The 17,087-nt window shown below is 59.2% G+C and carries 16 protein-coding genes; 3 read left to right on the forward strand and 13 right to left on the reverse strand.

Annotated features, from left to right (window positions below; all coding sequences use genetic code 11):
- Nucleotides 1-14: 14 nt before the first annotated feature.
- The 13 genes from AX768_RS16595 to AX768_RS16655 all read right to left on the reverse strand — a co-directional run bounded on the left by AX768_RS16595 (nt 15) and on the right by AX768_RS16655 (nt 15,094).
- Nucleotides 15-230 carry a hypothetical protein gene (locus AX768_RS16595; protein WP_231941494.1) on the reverse strand — a complete coding sequence of 72 codons (216 nt, stop codon included), beginning with the start codon at nt 228-230 and terminating at the stop codon, nt 15-17.
- Between the two features lie 214 nt (nt 231-444).
- A complete protein-coding gene (locus AX768_RS16600; RefSeq protein ID WP_062001239.1) occupies nt 445-2,121 on the reverse strand; it encodes a methyl-accepting chemotaxis protein in 1,677 nt (558 codons plus the stop codon).
- 342 nt (nt 2,122-2,463) lie between these two features.
- On the reverse strand, nt 2,464-3,219 hold the full coding sequence (locus AX768_RS16605) for an AAA family ATPase (protein WP_062002275.1): 756 nt from the start codon (nt 3,217-3,219) through the stop codon (nt 2,464-2,466).
- Nucleotides 3,220-3,276: 57 nt separating this feature from the next.
- The gene (locus AX768_RS16610) at nt 3,277-3,630 is read right to left on the reverse strand and encodes a DUF1428 domain-containing protein (protein WP_062001240.1); all 354 of its coding nucleotides are present in this window, start codon (nt 3,628-3,630) and stop codon (nt 3,277-3,279) included.
- Between the two features lie 100 nt (nt 3,631-3,730).
- A complete protein-coding gene (locus AX768_RS16615) occupies nt 3,731-4,738 on the reverse strand; it encodes a 2-dehydropantoate 2-reductase (protein ID WP_062001241.1) in 1,008 nt (335 codons plus the stop codon).
- A gap of 400 nt (nt 4,739-5,138) precedes the next feature.
- Entirely contained in the window at nt 5,139-6,533 is a 1,395-nt protein-coding gene (gene pntB / locus AX768_RS16620; protein WP_062001242.1) for a Re/Si-specific NAD(P)(+) transhydrogenase subunit beta, read from the reverse strand.
- Nucleotides 6,534-6,544: 11 nt separating this feature from the next.
- A complete protein-coding gene (locus AX768_RS16625) occupies nt 6,545-8,092 on the reverse strand; it encodes a Re/Si-specific NAD(P)(+) transhydrogenase subunit alpha (RefSeq protein ID WP_062001243.1) in 1,548 nt (515 codons plus the stop codon).
- Between the two features lies 1 nt (nt 8,093).
- Nucleotides 8,094-8,873, reverse strand: a complete 780-nt coding sequence (locus AX768_RS16630; protein ID WP_062001244.1) for a fumarylacetoacetate hydrolase family protein — start codon at nt 8,871-8,873, stop codon at nt 8,094-8,096.
- 88 nt (nt 8,874-8,961) lie between these two features.
- The gene (frc, locus tag AX768_RS16635) at nt 8,962-10,209 is read right to left on the reverse strand and encodes a formyl-CoA transferase (protein WP_062001245.1); all 1,248 of its coding nucleotides are present in this window, start codon (nt 10,207-10,209) and stop codon (nt 8,962-8,964) included.
- A gap of 294 nt (nt 10,210-10,503) precedes the next feature.
- Nucleotides 10,504-10,743 (reverse strand): hypothetical protein, encoded by a 240-nt coding sequence (locus tag AX768_RS16640; RefSeq protein ID WP_062001246.1) that lies wholly within the window; start codon nt 10,741-10,743, stop codon nt 10,504-10,506.
- Between the two features lie 251 nt (nt 10,744-10,994).
- The gene (gene frc / locus AX768_RS16645; RefSeq protein WP_062001247.1) at nt 10,995-12,245 is read right to left on the reverse strand and encodes a formyl-CoA transferase; all 1,251 of its coding nucleotides are present in this window, start codon (nt 12,243-12,245) and stop codon (nt 10,995-10,997) included.
- A 23-nt stretch (nt 12,246-12,268) separates the two neighbouring features.
- On the reverse strand, nt 12,269-14,026 hold the full coding sequence (oxc, locus tag AX768_RS16650) for an oxalyl-CoA decarboxylase (protein ID WP_062001248.1): 1,758 nt from the start codon (nt 14,024-14,026) through the stop codon (nt 12,269-12,271).
- A gap of 351 nt (nt 14,027-14,377) precedes the next feature.
- The gene (locus AX768_RS16655) at nt 14,378-15,094 is read right to left on the reverse strand and encodes a GntR family transcriptional regulator (RefSeq protein WP_062001249.1); all 717 of its coding nucleotides are present in this window, start codon (nt 15,092-15,094) and stop codon (nt 14,378-14,380) included.
- Nucleotides 15,095-15,325: 231 nt separating this feature from the next.
- Here AX768_RS16655 and AX768_RS16660 point away from each other — a divergent pair, with 231 nt between their 5' ends.
- The 3 genes from AX768_RS16660 to AX768_RS16670 all read left to right on the forward strand — a co-directional run bounded on the left by AX768_RS16660 (nt 15,326) and on the right by AX768_RS16670 (nt 17,076).
- Nucleotides 15,326-15,835 (forward strand): DUF1993 domain-containing protein, encoded by a 510-nt coding sequence (locus tag AX768_RS16660; RefSeq protein ID WP_062001250.1) that lies wholly within the window; start codon nt 15,326-15,328, stop codon nt 15,833-15,835.
- A gap of 184 nt (nt 15,836-16,019) precedes the next feature.
- Complete coding sequence (locus tag AX768_RS16665) at nt 16,020-16,415, forward strand: VOC family protein (protein WP_062001251.1); 396 nt, start codon at nt 16,020-16,022, stop codon at nt 16,413-16,415.
- Between the two features lie 40 nt (nt 16,416-16,455).
- Nucleotides 16,456-17,076: a twin-arginine translocation signal domain-containing protein gene (locus AX768_RS16670; protein WP_062001252.1), complete on the forward strand. Its 621-nt coding sequence runs from the start codon at nt 16,456-16,458 to the stop codon at nt 17,074-17,076.
- Nucleotides 17,077-17,087 lie beyond the last annotated feature (11 nt).

The raw sequence follows: 17,087 nt of genomic DNA on the forward strand, positions 1-17,087 counted from the left end.
CGCTGCCCCTTGGTTTATGCAGGTTTGACCGGTTTCTTGCGTTTGTCGGACGCGGGTTGCTTGAACATCGCCTTGCACTGTGGACTCAGCTTATTGAAGTTGGCCTTCATGCATGACGTGATTTTCTGCTCGTTCGGAATCTCCGATGCGCAAAAGCGGATGGCGTCGCCTTTGCAGGCCGCAGTTTGCTCGTCGCGGGTTGCGGCGAAGGCGGCGCTGGCTGACAGCATGACGAGGATCGATACAGAAGCGTATGCAGAGCGGAGCATGTTTACTTTAAAGAGCATAAGGTGCCCTTATTACCGCAAACATCACGCCCGCTACGCACACAAGGGTCGAGTTATTCTTCTAATGATTTTCGATCCTTGTGCTGTAAGGCTTTCAACGATTATTCGCAGCGCGAGCGTGGGTCAGATCGTCACGCGTCGCGCCAGGTTTAACGCGTCAGAACGTCGTCCACGCTGCGTCTTTTGCAAGTAACGGCGCCTGTCTGGTCATCTTTGCCGATACCACCGGTTTTTTCACTGCGAGCGTTGGCGCCGGCGCGAACGCATGGGCGCTCACATCAGACGCATCGATCGTGAAAATCGATACCAGTTCGCGCAACGTATTGGATTGCGCGGCCATCGACTGAGCCGCCGCCGATGCCTCTTCAACGAGCGCAGCGTTTTGCTGCGTGACTTCGTCCATCTGCATGACGGCCTGATTGACCTGTTCGATCCCCGTATGCTGCTCGCCCGATGCCGCGCTGATCTCACCCATCAGGTCCGTCACGCGCTTGACCGACTGCACGACTTCGGACATGGTGCGACCGGCTTCATCGACGAGTTGCGTGCCTGCATTGACGCGCTGAACGGAGGCGCTGATCAGGTCCTTGATCTCTTTCGCCGCCGACGCGCTGCGTTGCGCCAACGTCCGTACCTCGCCTGCGACCACCGCGAATCCGCGGCCTTGCTCGCCCGCCCGGGCCGCTTCGACCGCGGCGTTCAGCGCGAGAATGTTCGTCTGGAACGCAATGCCTTCTATCACCGTGATGATCTCGGCGACCTGTTTGGAACTGCTGGAGATTTCGCCCATCGTCTGGACGACACGGTTTACGACTTCACCGCCTCGCACCGCGGTCTCCGATGCATTTGCGGCAAGCGAATTGCCCTGCAGCGCGTTTTCGGCGTTCTGCTTCACGGTTGCGGTGAGCTCCTCCATGCTTGCCGCCGTTTCTTCCAGCGACGCCGCCTGTTCCTCCGTGCGCTGGCTCAGGTCGGTGTTGCCCGCTGCGATCTGCGCGGAACCCGTGGCAATGCTGTCGCTGCTGTTTCGCACGCGGCCGACCACGTCCACGAGCCGCTCGTTCATGTGGCGCATCGCGGCAAGCAACTGACTTGTTTCGTCCTTGCCGCTCACATCGATCACCGCAGTCAGGTCACCCCGCGCCACTGTTTCGGCAACCTTCACGGCACGCCCGATCGGCGCCGTGATCGAGCGCGTGATCAGTAAGCCGATCGTCACGCCCGCAACCAACGCGATGACAATCAGGACGCCTGTCGTGACCATCGCCGATTGATAGGTCGATGCCGCGCCCGCCACTTCCCTCTCAGCGCCAGCACGATTCAACTCGATGTCCTGTTCTATGAGTTTCAGCGTTCCGGTGAATTCCTTGCCCGCGTCGCCGCTCGAGATGGCGCGCGCTTCGGCTATGCCTGCGTCGCCTTTATCGGCGGCTTCGAGAAGCTTGGCGTCGGCGGCGATGTAACGGCCCCAACCGCTTTTGATGTCCTCGAAGAGCTGTCTTTCTTCCGGCGAAGAAATCAGTTTTTCATAGCCGGCGAATGCCCCTTGGACCTTTGTCGCGGCGGCGTCGTGCTCGGCCCGGTTGGTTTGCCTTTCGTTCGCGTCCGCGGCGAGCAGATAGCGCAGGCTCGTACGGCGCATGGTGTTTGCGTATGACTGGATGCGTCCGGCGGCCTGAACGCTTGGCAGCCAGTCGTTAGCGAGTTCAAGGGTGCCGTCGTAGATACGGGATGTCTGCCACAACGTCAAACCGCCGACGGCGCACAAGAGGATCAGGATTGCGGCGAAACCTGCGGCAAGCCGGGTTCCGATTTTGAAATTGCTGAGGGTCATGCTGATGCTCTCCGAGAGGTGTGTCGATGCACACGATTACGGAGAACTAGGGAAAATCTGAAATGACCTTTCAGATTTGGCGTGGAGTTTGTGTTTTGTAAGTTTGTGCGGTGCGGCGGACGGTCGTTGATTTGTATACGTAAATCCGTCGAGGGGTTTCGCGGTTTGCACAAAAACTAAACAGCCATTCTTATCTCTTTCTCGTAGACAGAGCTTTTAGAGTATAAAACACTCACATAGATGACTTATTTAAAATTATTTAACTTTATCTGCAATCGCGTTCTGATTAGCGTTTCCTTACAACGAACACTAAAAACGGTATTTGTCTGACTATTACAGAAATCATGTCTCATCATCGAGAAGCGTGCGGATCATGCGCCCAGGATTCGCCATGAAAGCGCGCATGACCTGGACGTGTTCGGTATCGTCGTAGTCGACGCGTGCAACGCCGTCAGCCGTGAACTGATAAATCCACGCATCCGGATAAGCCATGAGAATCGGCGAGTGCGTCGCAATGACAAATTGCGAGTCGTCGTTCGCCAGATCGTGGATGCGCGCGAGCGCGGCGAGCTGGCGTTGCGGTGAAAGCGCGGACTCCGGCTCGTCAAGCAGATAAAGGCCTTTGCCCCCAAAGCGGTTCATCAACAACGCGAGAAACGCTTCGCCGTGCGAGCGTTCGTGCAACGACTGGCCGCCGTAAGAGCCGATGACCGGCGGTCCAAAGCCGCCTTCGGCATCGAGATTTTCGATCTCTGTCGCGACATTGAAAAAACTTTCGGCACGCAGGAAAAAACCGTCCTTCGGCTTCTTGAAGCCCTTGGCGACACGAAGGTATTCATCGAGCGTGGAATGGGAAGAGCGGGTATCGAAGCGGAAATTTTTCGTGCCGCCTTCCGCGTTGAAGCCCATGGACACCGCGATGGCTTCGAGCAGCGTCGACTTCCCCGACCCGTTTTCACCGACAAAAAACGTCACCTTCGGATGCAGTTCGAGCGTGTCGAGCGAGCGGACGGCAGGCAGCGCAAAGGGATAGACATCGAAAGATTCGACTTTTTCCCGCTGCAATGTAATACGGCTGATGTACTGGCTGGAGATCATGCGTTCGTTGTAGCGCTGACGAAGCGCCATCTTAACGCGTCGCTGCGGGCCGGTCGTTCACACCTCCACGATCACTTCAAAACCGCCGTAGATCATGCGTTTGCCGTCGAAGGGCAGCGGATTTTTGTCCGGTTGAAGTCGCGGATCCGCCATGACCGCGTTCATGCCTTCGTCGCGAGCCTGGCGTGACGGCCAGACAATCCACGAGAACACAACCGCCTCGTCGTCCTTGCGTTTGACAGCCATGGTGAACGACGTCAGCGTGCCTTCGGGAACGTCGTCGCCCCAGCACTCGACCACCTTCAACGCGCCGTGCTCCCTGAAAACGCCCGCAGCCATTTGCGCGTGCTGCCGGAACGCTTCACGGTTGGCCGTGGGCACGGCCGCGAGAAACCCATCGATGTACGTCATGACGCATCTCCTGTTCAGTCGTTCGAGAAGAAGCGCGCACAACGACGTTGTGCGCCTCCTTGCTCAACGACGAACGACGCGGCCGGAAATCGACATCGGTTCAGCTTACGGGTGCAGGTTCGGGCACCGGCGCCGGGACATGCTGCGCAATCTGTTCGCGCAGCTTGATCAACGCAAGCACCGTGTCGATAGTCGGCGTTGCCTGCCCGACCAGCCGCCCCATTTCCTGCACGACGGTCAGCAACGGATCGATTTCCATTGGACGATGCGCTTCGAGGTCCTGAAGCATGGACGTTTTGTGCGCGCCGACGGCGCCCGCGCCATCGATACGTTTTTCCACATCCACCCGGAAATGCACCCCGAACCGTTCCGCGATGGATTTCGCTTCGAGCATCATGGTTCTCGATACATCGCGCGTCGCCGTGTTGCTCGTGATCACGTCGAGCGTTGCATGGGTCAGCGCGCTGATCGGATTGAAGCAGAGGTTGCCCCAGAGCTTGAGCCAGATTTCATCGCGGATATTGTCGCGAATGGGGGCATCCAGGTCCGCTGCAACCATGATCTCGTGCAGCTTTTGAACGCGTTCCGTGCGCTCGCCGCTCGGTTCCCCAATGGGAAACTTCTTGCCATACACGTGGCGTATCACGCCCGGTTCCGTGATTTCAGCCGCCGGGTAAACCACGCAGCCAATCGCGCGCTCAGGGCCGAGTTGCTTCCACTGCTTGCCGCCGGGGTCGATGCTGTCAAGCGTCGTGTTGGCGAACTCTCCGCCGTGCTTGTAGAAATACCAGTAAGGGATGCCGTTGACGGCGGTCACGATGGCGGTCTCGGGACCGAGCAATGGCTGCATTGCAGCGACCACGCCCGGCACCGAATGCGCCTTCAACGCGATGATGACGTAGTCCTGCACGCCGAGTTCGCGTGGATCGGATGAACACCGGACCTTGACGGTGCGCTCGCCGCCATCGATCTGGAGGCGCACGCCCTTCGATTGCATGGCCGCGAGATGCGGGCCGCGCGCAACGAAGCTGACGTCCGCACCGGCTGAAGCGAGTTGCGCGCCCAGGTACGCGCCGATTGCGCCGGCGCCATATACACAGATTTTCATCGGACTCTTCCTGTTTTAAATAACGAATTCTGTCGGGCCAGATGGAACCGTCAATCCGGCTTCAGGCGATGCGAATATCTCGGCGCGTCCTGCGAAGCCGCGGGTTCTGGTTCATGCCGTGCGATCGGCGACGGTCTCCACGTCGCGTGCCGGCATTCCTGATGAAGTGCCATGTTGCTGAACTCGAATGCCTCAGGCTGAAGCCATGATGGCAACGTTCATCCATTAACGAAAGTGAAAGTTTCTTATGCCTTTGATTAGGTAAACCTTATATATTCCGGATGCCTAATAAATTTTGGATGCGCGTGGTCAACGCGCTGTTCAAAGCGCGTGAGTGGAATGCAGCGCTTAGCTAAACCCTTGCCTTAGTTGACCGTTGCAATTCGTTCCCGTCTTTCGATCAGGCGGCGGACAGTTGACGCAGCAATGCGTCGACACTCGTCTTGGCATCGCCGAAAAGCATGCGCGTGTTGTCCTTGTAGAAGAGCGGGTTGTCCACGCCCGCGTAACCGGTCGCCATGCCGCGTTTGGAGACCACGACCGTGCGCGCCTTCCACACTTCGAGCACCGGCATGCCGGCAATCGGGCTGCCCGGATCTTCGAGTGCGCCCGGATTCACAATGTCGTTCGCGCCGATCACGAGCACGACGTCCGTCGTGTGAAAGTCCTCGTTGATCTCGTCCATTTCAAGCACGATGTCATACGGCACTTTCGCTTCGGCGAGCAGCACGTTCATGTGTCCCGGCAGGCGTCCCGCAACCGGATGAATGCCGAAGCGAACCCTCACGCCGAGTGCTTCGAGCTTGCGCGTGATATCGCTGATCGTGGTCTGCGCCTGCGCCACGGCCATGCCGTAACCCGGCACGATGATGACCTCGGATGCATCGCGCAGGATGGCGCAGACTTCGTCAATACTCGTTGCGATCACTTCGCCGCCAACGTCCGCTGTGCTCGTTCCGCTTGCTGCGCCAAAGCCGCCCAGGATCACCGACAAAAAGCTGCGGTTCATCGCGCGGCACATGATGTAGCTCAGGATTGCGCCGCTCGAACCGACCAGCGCGCCGGTCGTGATCAGCAAGTCGTTGCTCAGCATGAAGCCGGTCGCAGCGGCTGCCCATCCGGAATAGCTGTTGAGCATGGACACGACCACGGGCATGTCCGCCCCGCCGATCGCCATCACGAGATGCACGCCGAGCGCTGCCGCAAGCACGATCATGATGAGCAACGCGGTGATGCCGTCGGCGACCACGTTGGCCGTCATGAACCGGTAACCCAGCGCCACGCACGCGACCAGCACAGCGAGATTCAGCATATGCCGCGCGGGCAAGACGAGCGGCTTGCCGCTGATCGTGCCTTGCAGCTTCAGGAACGCGACAATGGAGCCCGTGAACGTGATCGTGCCGATGAACACCCCAAGGTAGATCTCGCAGAGATGAATGGTCAGCTCGGCGCCGGCGATATCGCCCATCGGCATGAGGTAGTTGGTGAAGCCGATCAATACCGCCGCAAGTCCGACGAAGCTGTGCAGCACCGCAACGAGCTGCGGCATTTGCGTCATCTCGACACGCCGCGCGAGCACAGCCCCAATCGCCGCGCCGATCACAGCCGCTGCCAGCACGACCGCAAGCCCTGCGCCTTGCGCGATCAGCAATGTCGCAACGACCGCGATCAGCATGCCCACTACACCATAGATGTTGCCCCGGCGCGCGGTGCTCGGATGACTCAACCCGCGCAAGCTCAAGATGAAAAGCACGGCGGCGCCCAGATACGCAATGTTGCCAATTCCGTTCAGCATTTTTTTTCTCCTTAATTGCGCTGAAACATCTTCAACATGCGATGGGTCACGAGGAACCCGCCTGCAATGTTGATCGTGGCAACCAGCAACGCGATACCGCCAAGCACCGTCACGAGCGTGTCGGATGTACCGAGTTGCAGCAACGCGCCGATCACGATGATCCCGCTGATGGCGTTGGTCACGCTCATGAGCGGCGTATGCAATGCGGGCGTCACGTTCCAGACCACCTGGTAACCGACGAACACCGCAAGCACGAACACAGTCAGATGCGCGACGAAAGCAGGCGGCGCGACCGCACCGAGCGCGAGCAGGGCTACTGCGGCAACGACCAGGATCACGATCGACATGAAGGCGCTGCGCGGTTCTTCCTTGATATCCGTTGCAACGAGTTTGGCGGCCGCAGGTTTATGCGGCGCGATGGCCGCCGTTTTTGGCGGCGGCGGCGGCCAGCTCACGACGCCGTCATGCACGACCGTTGCGCCGCGCATCACGTCGTCGTCCATGTTGATCTTCGCGATGCCATCCTTCTGCGGCGTGAGATCGGTCAGCAAATGACGGATGTTGGTGCCGTAAAGCTGGCTTGATTGCGTGGCCATGCGGCTTGCGAGATCGGTATAACCGACTATCGATACACCGTGGATCTGCGCCACTTCACCCGGCTGCGTGAGCTCGCAATTGCCGCCTTGCTCGGCCGCCATATCCACGATCACGCTGCCCGCGCGCATCATGCCGACCATCTCCGCGGTGATCAGCTTCGGCGCGGGTTTGCCCGGAATCAGGGCGGTCGTGATGATGATGTCCACTTCCTTTGCCTGTGCCGCGAACAGCGCCATCTCGGCTGCGATGAACTCCGCGCTCATCTGTTTCGCGTAGCCGCCACCGCCGCCGCCTTCTTCCTCGATATCGATCGTGAGGAACACAGCACCCATGCTTTCCACTTGCTGCTCGACCTCGGCGCGGGTGTCGAATGCACGCACGATCGCGCCCAGACTGCGCGCGGCGCCGATCGCCGCCAGGCCCGCAACGCCTGCGCCGATCACCAGCACTTTCGCCGGCGGCATCTTGCCTGCGGCAGTGATCTGCCCGGTGAACACGCGCCCGAAATGCTGCGCCGCTTCGATAACCGCGCGGTAACCCGCCATGTTCGCCATCGAGCTGAGCGCGTCGAGCTTTTGCGCGCGCGAGATTCGCGGTACGGAGTCCATGGCCATGATGTTGGTGCCGGCCGCTGCAAGTTGCGCGAGCAACGCGGCGTTTTGTGCCGGCCAGATGAAGCTGATCAGCGTCGCGCCTTTTTTCAGCAGCGCCGCTTCCTGTGGTTCGGGCGCGCGCACCTTGATCACGACGTCGGCGCCGGACCACAACGCGGTCGTGTCGCTCACAATCCGGGCGCCGGCTGCACGGTAGGCGTCGTCATCGAATGATGCGGCGAGGCCCGCCTGCGATTCCACATTCACCGCGAAGCCGAGTTTCAACAACTGGCCGACGGTTTCGGGTGTCGCGGCAACGCGGCGCTCGCCCGCGAGGATTTCGCGCGGTACAGCAATGGTCATGGCCATGTCAGGCTCCGCCCGCTAAAACGTTCGACAACACCCCGATCCCGCCAATAGACACTTCCACCGTCGCGCCATCCTTGATCGATCCGACGCCAATGGACGTGCCGCACGCGATCACATCGCCGGGTTCGAGGGTCATGTCTTGCGAGATCAGGCTCACTTGCTGCGCGGGCGAATAGATCATGTCGGAGAGCGGATAGTTCTGGCGCTCGACGCCATCGAGACGCGTGACGACATGCGCATTGCGCCAGTCGAAATCGCGCTGGATCGCGGGGCCGATGCAACTGAAGGTATCGAAGCCCTTCGATCTGCACCATTGCGCGAAGCTGGGATCTTCGTTGAGGAGTTCGGCGGCGGTGACGTCGTTGATGCAGCTATAGCCGAAGATATGGTCATCGGCTTCTTCCGCCGACACATTGCTGCAGCGCTTGCCGATCACGATTGCCAGTTCGCCTTCGTATGCGATCTTGCCGCTGTAAGCCTTCGGTCGCCGGATGGGTTCGCCGTGGCCGATCACGGAAGTCGGCGGCTTGATGAGAAACAGCGGATGGGAAGGCGCGGCCTTCCCCAGTTTCTCCGACAATGCGTGAAAGTTGTTCCAGAGCGCGACCACTTTTGTCGGTACGCACGGGCTCAGCAGCGTGACGTCTTCAAGGCTCAGCAAATTGGCGCCGGGAGTCGAAACCCCGAACATCTCACCGTCGTATTGCGTGATGCGATGGTTTTCCAGAACGCCGAATCCCGTCTGGCCATGCGCGTTCCGAAACCGTATCCACGTTTTCATCGTTTGTCTCCTGCAAGTTTTTATGGGGTGCGCTGACGCCGGCTGCATTTCAGCCGCGTCGCATCATCTTTTATTGCAAGCCGGCGTTTTAAATGGCGCCGACCGCTCGCAAATGCGCAATCTGTTCCGGCTGATAGCCGAGTTCGGCCATCACTTCGTCGGTGTGTTCACCGAGCAAGGGCGAGCGCGTGACTTCGGTGGGGCTATCCGACAACTTGATAGGATTCCCGACGGTCAGGTATTTGCCGCGCACCGGATGATCGACTTCGACAATGGTTCCGGTTTCGCGCAACGACGGCTCTTCCGCGATTTCTTTCATCGATAAAATCGGGCCGCACGGAATGTCGTATTTGTTCAGAATGTCCATGGCCTGGAATTTGGTCTTGGTCATGGTCCAGCGTTCGATCTCGGCGAAGATGTCCTTCAGATGCGGCAGTCGCGCGGCGGCGGTGGCGTAGTTCGGATCGGTGGCCCATTCTTCCTTGCCGATCACGTTGCAGATCTTCGCCCACACGGGCGCTTGCGTAATGAAATAGATGTACGCGTTCGGGTCCGTTTCCCATCCCTTGCATTTCAGGATCCAGCCGGGCTGACCACCGCCGGATGCGTTGCCTGCACGTGGCACGGCTTCACCGAACTCGCCATTGGGATACTGCGGATATTCCTTCATCACGCCTGTGCGTTCCAGGCGTTGCTGATCGCGCAGCTTCACGCGGCACAGATTGAGCACGCTGTCCTGCATCGCGGAGAGAACGTACTGGCCGCGACCCGTTGTGTGTCGTTGAAAAAGCGCTGTCACAATGCCGAGTGCGAGATGCAGGCCCGTTCCCGAGTCGCCAATTTGCGCACCGGTCACAACGGGCGGACCATCGTCGAAACCTGTCGTCGACGCGGCCCCGCCCACGCATTGCGCCACGTTCTCGTAGACCTTGCAGTCCTCATACGGACCGGGACCAAAACCTTTCACCGACGCCACGATCATCCGCGGGTTCAGTTCCTGGACGCGTTCCCATGTAAAGCCCATCCGGTCCAGCGCGCCGGGAGCGAAATTCTCGACCATCACGTCGCAGACCTGGATCAGCTCTTCGAGAACCTGCTTGCCTTCGGGATTCTTTGTATCGATCGTGACCGATCGCTTGTTGTGGTTCAGCATCGTGAAGTACAGGCTGTCCGCCTCGGGGATATCGCGGAGCTGGTCACGCGTGACATCGCCTACACCCGCCCGCTCCACCTTGATCACGTCCGCGCCGAACCACGCCAGCAACTGCGTGCAGGTCGGCCCCGACTGCACATGCGTGAAGTCGAGGATCTTCACGCCCTCCAATGCCTTGCCCATTTTGCGTCTCCCTAAATTGATCTTGTCTGCTTGGCGTGGCGCGTGGCTGGCTGCCGGACTTTGCCGGCTCGTACCGCGGATCGCTCACGGATCAGCGAAGGTCCGCACGCCGGGTGAACTGCCTTGGCTTGCCTCTTCTGATATATCGTATTTTGAACATCGTATTTCTGCAACCGCTTTTATGACTAATTTCGTGCGGTCGAACGCTTTTGTTTTATGCGTCTGCTGAGTCGGCCAATTGATTCCGATAATCCAGTTTGGTCATTCAGGATTACCAATCATTAAACGCACGCTTTATCGGGTTGCCGCGGTGCTCAACATTGCCATTGCTGCACGACGTGCACCCGCGATTGCCGCTGCTTCGCTCTCGAACACGGCTTCGTCGACCACGTGCTGATAGGGCAGCAAGCCTGATTGCGACTGCTGGTTTTCATCGACGGTGCGAATGGCGAGGTAGGCCGCCCAGCCGCCGTTGTGGATCAATTGCATGGCGGACAGTTCCAGTCTGTATTGCCCAAGGACTTCAACGTGCATTTGGAACCTCCTGATAGCGCTTCACGATGAAAAGACGAACGGGCGCCATCGGCACATTGGCGCGCAAAACTTCCGTGAGGGTGTCGATGGCTGCGGCGGTAGACTGATTTGTAATCAGTCAGGATTCCGCCCATTCTGGAAGGGTAATGATTCAGTTCAACGCGGCGCCCGCTTTGTGGCGCCGCATCGAGCGGGGTCTCGAAGAATGAGACCCCGGTGCTTCGACCGGCTTTTACGACGAATCCAGACGATCAGACCGCCTGGATTTCCTTCAGGTTGAAGATTTCCTGCGGGCTATAACCGAGGCTCGCCAAGACTTCTTCCGTATGCTCGCCCAACAGCGGCGATGCCGTCACTTCCGGCTTCAGGTCCGAGAACTTGATCGGACTGCCGACCGTGAGATACGAGCCGCGAACGCTGTGCGGCACTTCCACGATCGTGCCGCTTGCACGCAGCGACGGATCATTGGCGAGTTCTTTCATGGTCAGGACCGGTGCGCAAGGAATGTCGAACTTGCGCAGGATATCGACGGCTTCGAACTTGGTCTTGTCGGCGAGCCAGGTTTCGATGGTCGCGAAGATGTCGAAGATGTGCGGCTGCCGTGCCGAGGCGGTGTTGTACTTCGGATCGTCGATCCATTCCGGCTTGCCGATCGCCTTGCAGATCGGCGCCCACGCGTGGCCCTGGATCGTGAAGTAGATGTACGAGTTCGGGTCCGTTTCCCAGCCCTTGCACTTGAGCACCCAGCCCGGCTGACCGCCACCGCCGGCATTGCCGCCGCGCGGCACGACATCGCTGAATTCACCATGCGGGTATTGCGGATACTCTTCCAGATAGCCCAGGCGGTCGAGGCGCTGCTGATCGCGCAGCTTCACGCGGCACAGATTCAGCACGCTGTCCTGCATCGATACCGCCACCTTCTGACCCTTGCCGGTCTTATCCCGGCCAATCAACGCCGTCAAAATGCCGATGGCCAGGTGCATGCCCGTGTTGCTGTCGCCGAGCGCGGCTGCGCTGATGGTCGGAGGACCGTCCCAGAAGCCCGTCGTCGATGCTGCACCGCCCGCGCATTGCGCGACGTTTTCGTAGACCTTCAGGTCATCGTAATGATGGCCGTCGCTGAAGCCCTTGACCGACGCCACGATCATCTTCGGGTTCAGTTCGTTCAGCCGTTCCCACGAAAACCCCATCCGGTCCAGCGCGCCCGGGCCGAAGTTCTCGACCAGAACATCGGATTCGCGGATCAGCTTCTCCAGCACTTCCTTGCCTTCGGGCTTCTTGGTGTCGAGCGTCAGCGACTTCTTGTTGCTGTTCAGCATGGTGAAGTACAGCGCGTCGGCGTCTGGAATATCACGCAACTGGTTGCGGGTTACATCGCCTGAACCGGGACGTTCGACCTTGATAACGTCCGCGCCGAACCATGCCAGTAACTGCGTGCACGCAGGGCCTGCCTGGACGTGTGTGAAGTCGATGATCTTGATGCCTTCGAGTGGTTTGCTCATGTCATGTCTCCTTTAGCTTCGCTTTACTTTTTCATCGCCGCGCTTTGCGGGTTGAGGTTCGTCAGACGGCCGCTTTCGGTGCCCGCGGCTTCATCGATCACAGCGTTGATCAGCGTCGGCTTGCCAGACGCGATGCCTTCCTGCAGCGCCTTCGTCAATTCTTCCGGCGTGGTGGCATTGAAACCCACGCCACCGAATGCCTCGATCATCTTGTCGTAGCGTGCGCCCTTCACGAACACGGTCGGCGCAACGTCCTTGCCACCGGTCGGGTTCACGTCCGTGCCGCGATACACGCCGTTGTTGTTGAACACGATGGTGACCACCGGCAGGTCGTATCGGCAGATGGTTTCGAGTTCCATGCCGCTGAAGCCGAACGCACTGTCGCCTTCGATTGCGACCACCGGCTTGCCGCTCGTCACGGCCGCACCGATCGCGAATCCCATGCCGATGCCCATGATTCCCCACGTGCCGGAGTCGAAGCGTTTGCGCGGCTCATACATGTCGATGATGCTGCGCGCATAGTCCAGCGTGTTCGCGCCTTCGTTCACCACGTTGATGTCCGGGCGCGTCTTCAGCACATCGCGGATTGCGCGCAGGGCGCTGTGGAAGTTCATCGGCGACGGGTTCTGGTCGAGCGTCGCGGCCATCTTCGCGAGGTTCTTGCTCTTGCGTTCGGTGATCGCGCCGGTCCATTCGACGCTCGGCTTCGCAAAGCCGCCCGACTCAATTTCGTTCAGCAGCGCGGACACGCACGAACCGATGTCACCAATGACGGGCGCCGCGATCGCGACGTTGCTGTCGATTTCCGTCGGCGAGATGTCGATCTGAATGAACTTCTTCGGTACCGCGCCCCACGTCTTGCCCTTGCCGTGCGACAGCAGCCAGTTCAGCCGCGCGCCGATCAGTACCACGACATCGGCTTCCTGCAGCACGAACGAACGGGCAGCAGACGCCGATTGCTCGTGGGTATCGGGCAGAAGGCCCTTTGCCATGGACATCGGCAAATACGGAATGCCGCTCTTTTCGACAAATGCGCGGATTTCCGCATCGGCCTGCGCGTACGCCGCGCCCTTGCCGAGCAGGATCAGCGGACGCTTCGCGCCCTTCAGTACATCGATTGCGCGCTTCACGGAATCCGGGGCGGGAATCTGGCTCGGGGCGGCATCGACAACCTTGATCAGCGACTGCTGCGCCTTCACAGCGTCGATGGTTTGCGCGAGCAGCTTGGCCGGCAAGTCCAGATAGACGCCGCCAGGACGGCCAGACACAGCCGCGCGAATCGCACGTGCAATGCCCACGCCGATATCTTCTGCGTGCAGCACACGATACGCGGCCTTCGCGTAAGGCTTCGCTGCGTTCAACTGATCCATTTCCTCGTAGTCGCCCTGCTGCAAGTCCACGATCTCGCGTTCGCTCGAGCCGCTGATCAGGATCATCGGGAAGCAGTTCGTGGTCGCGTTGGCGAGTGCAGTCAGGCCGTTCAGGAAACCTGGCGCGGAAACCGTCAGGCATATGCCCGGCTTCTTCGTCATATAGCCGGCGATAGCGGCCGCGTTGCCCGCATGCTGCTCGTGACGGAAGCCGATGAAGCGCATGCCTTCGGCTTGCGCGAGGCGCGCGAGGTCGGTGATGGGAATACCCACCAGACCGAAAATGGTGTGAATGTCGTTCAGCTTGAGTGCATCGATGACCAGATGGAAACCATCCGTCGTTTCCGCCTTCTTTTCTACTTGCGTGTCGCTTGCAGTGGCGCTCTGCGGGTTACTTACTACTTCGGCCATGACGTCTCCTCCTTTGGCGGGGTGTTTGTGTAGTTCGTGATATACAATATTCCACACACAGTATTAGTCAAGCGTCTTTTTGTTTCGATGCTTGATTGTTGCGGTGCGGCAAATCAGATGAGCCATGTTCGACGCGGCTTTCGGAAAATGGGTGTGTGCATCGCACCAAGTTGACCGGACATCGCGATTTTGCGAGACACTGAAAATTCACGTTCTTGAAGGCCGAATGACTCGCCATTTATGAGTGCGCTTCGAAGATCAACGCTACTTGCGCAAACGGTTGCGCAAGACCTAACGGATGACTAATCAAATGGTGCGTCTTACATTCCGACGAACTGTAGAACGCGCGATTCAATCGAGAAAATCGCAGTTCGTCTCGACGAACAGCGCAAGCTCCACCGAATGCTGGCGGACGAGGCGCTCGACGCGCTCGGTGTCGCGCTGCTCCAGCGCTTCGATGATATGCATATGATCCACGATCGATCGCGATGCCCGGTCGCTCTGCGCGATCGTCATCCGCCGGATGGCGCGAACATGGACGAAGAGGTTCTTCATGGTGTCGAGGATCACCTGCGATTGCGACAAATCCAGGATCGCCTGATGGAACGCAAGATTCGCTTCCGAATACTCTTCTATATGGTCGGCCGGCGTGGCATCGCGGAAATCGTCGAACATGCGGCGCAGTCCTGCAATGTCCGCCTCCGACGCATGCAGCGTGGCCAGACGTGCTGCCATGCTTTCAAGCGCGGCCCACATATAGATCATGTCGACGATTTCGCGCTTGGTCTTGCGCTGTATATAGATGCCGCGTCTTGGCACCGTGCGCAGAAAACCTTCCTGCTCGAGCAGCGTCATCGCTTCGCGAACTGGCGTGCGGCTTACGCCCAGCGCTTCGGTCAGTTCTTTCTCATCGAGGCGGATCTCTTCACGCGATCGATAAATATCTGCATCGGCGATAGCCTGCTTCAGTCGTGCGTACGCCTGGTCGCGCAGCGAGGCCGATGCGCTGATCGGCACGAGCGCGAGTGTCAGTGGCGTCGGGCGGAGTCCAACATACGTATCAGCCATTGAGGTGGGTGTCTCCCTGTCGGTATCCGGCGCAGCATCGTTATTTAAATATATCCAATATGGTATATCAAGAACAAGCGCAGCATAACGCTGTTTGATGTGTTCATGTGACCTCGGGTTTTCCCGGTACCTATTGGCCCGACCGACTCCGCGCCTTCATCGCGCGACCGTATAATCTGGCGCGGCATCCGGCGCTATGGCGGACCCACCCACATCTACGTAAAAGTGATCATGACCATTTCCATCTACAACGCATCCGTCCCGGTCTTCAAGCAAATGCTGACGGCTTTGTCCGAGGTGCTCCGGAAAGCTGAAGTGCACGCAACCGAAAAGAACATTGAACCGAATGCGCTGTTGCAGGCGCGCCTGTTCCCCGACATGTTCCCGCTCGTGCGCCAGGTACAGATCGCGGTGGATTTTTCGAAAGGCGTGAGCTCGCGCCTCGCCGGCGCGGAAGTACCGTCATGGCCCGACACCGAAGTGACGTTTGCCGATTTGCAGGCGCTGATCGCGAAGGCGCTGGCTCACATTGCTTCCTTCGATGCCGCGCAATTCGAAGGCAGCGAAAACAAGGAAATCGTGCTGCGTCCGGGTACACCTAAAGAAAAGAAGCTTGCCGGCAGCGCGTACTTGCAGCACTACGGCTTGCCGCAATTCTTCTTTCACGTGACGACCGCGTACGCAATCCTGCGTCATAACGGCGTCGAGATCGGCAAGCGCGACTACATGGGCGCTTATTGATTGTTGGTCCCTGCGTATCGCTGCCGATCTTCTTGATGCGCAGCGATACGTACTAGGTGTTTCACCCGAGCGAACACGTTCCATAGGGGAAAACACAGGCCCGTACCAGCAGCGTAATAACCCGCTATTACCCGCTTTTGTGTCAACGTTGCATACTGAAGCGACGCTATGACACGAGGCGCGCATGACCAAATATCTCCATCTGATGATCCGCGTTGAAGCGCTGGATCGTTCTATCGCGTTCTATCAAGACGCATTCGGCATGCGCGAGTCGCATCGCCTCGATTTCGATACTTTCACGCTCGTCTATTTGCGCGACGCGGAGAGCGGCGCCGAGATCGAACTCACATTGAACAAGGGAACGACAACGCCCTATACGCACGGCACGGGCTATGGTCACGTGGCGTTTGCGGTCGATGACATCGAGGCGTTTCGCGACCGCTTGTCAAACCAGGGCATGCAGCCGGGCGATCTCAAATCGCTCACGCACGACGGCGCGATTGCCGCGCGCTTTTTCTTCATCACCGATCCCGACGGCTACAAGATCGAAGTGCTATCGAGGGAGGGTCACTACGTATGAACTGAAGCGACTGCCGGTCAAACTATAAAAGGAGACAATCATGCCCAAGGCAATCCCCATTGCCGTCATCGCTGCCGAAAGCCTGCACGGTTTCCCAGCCGCTGCACCGTCTGCGCGTGTCAGCCGCAGGCACTTCCTCAAAGGTTCGGTGATGCTGTCCGGCGTACTGGTCGCCGGCACGCCCATCGCGTTGCTTGCGCCGAGCCGCGCGTGGGCGGTCGAGCTGACGCATATCGACCAGGCTCAGGCCGACGCCATCATGACGCTCGCGCGCACGCTCTATCCGCACAAGACGCTGCCCGACGCGGTCTACGCGCTCGCGGCAAAAGATGTCGACGCAAAAGCCACCGATCAGAAAACGATGGACGTGATCAAGAACGGCGTGGCGAAACTGAACGATGCATCGCAAGGAAAATGGGCCGGCAACACCGCGCTCTCCGATGCACAACGTACGGCTATCGTCGAAGCGAACCAGACCGATCCGTTCGTGCTGCTCGTGCGCGCGCAATGCGTCACTTCGCTCTACAACAACGACATGTCGTTTGCGCACTTCGGCTATGAAGGCGAGGCATTCAGCAAGGGCGGTTACGTCGGCCGCGGATTCAACGACCTGACATGGTTGCCTAACCCGCCTGCGGCCGCGAGTCCGCCGGTCGCCTGAATCCGAACCTG

This window comes from Burkholderia sp. PAMC 28687, assembly GCF_001577465.1.
Classification (GTDB): Bacteria; Pseudomonadota; Gammaproteobacteria; order Burkholderiales; family Burkholderiaceae; genus Caballeronia.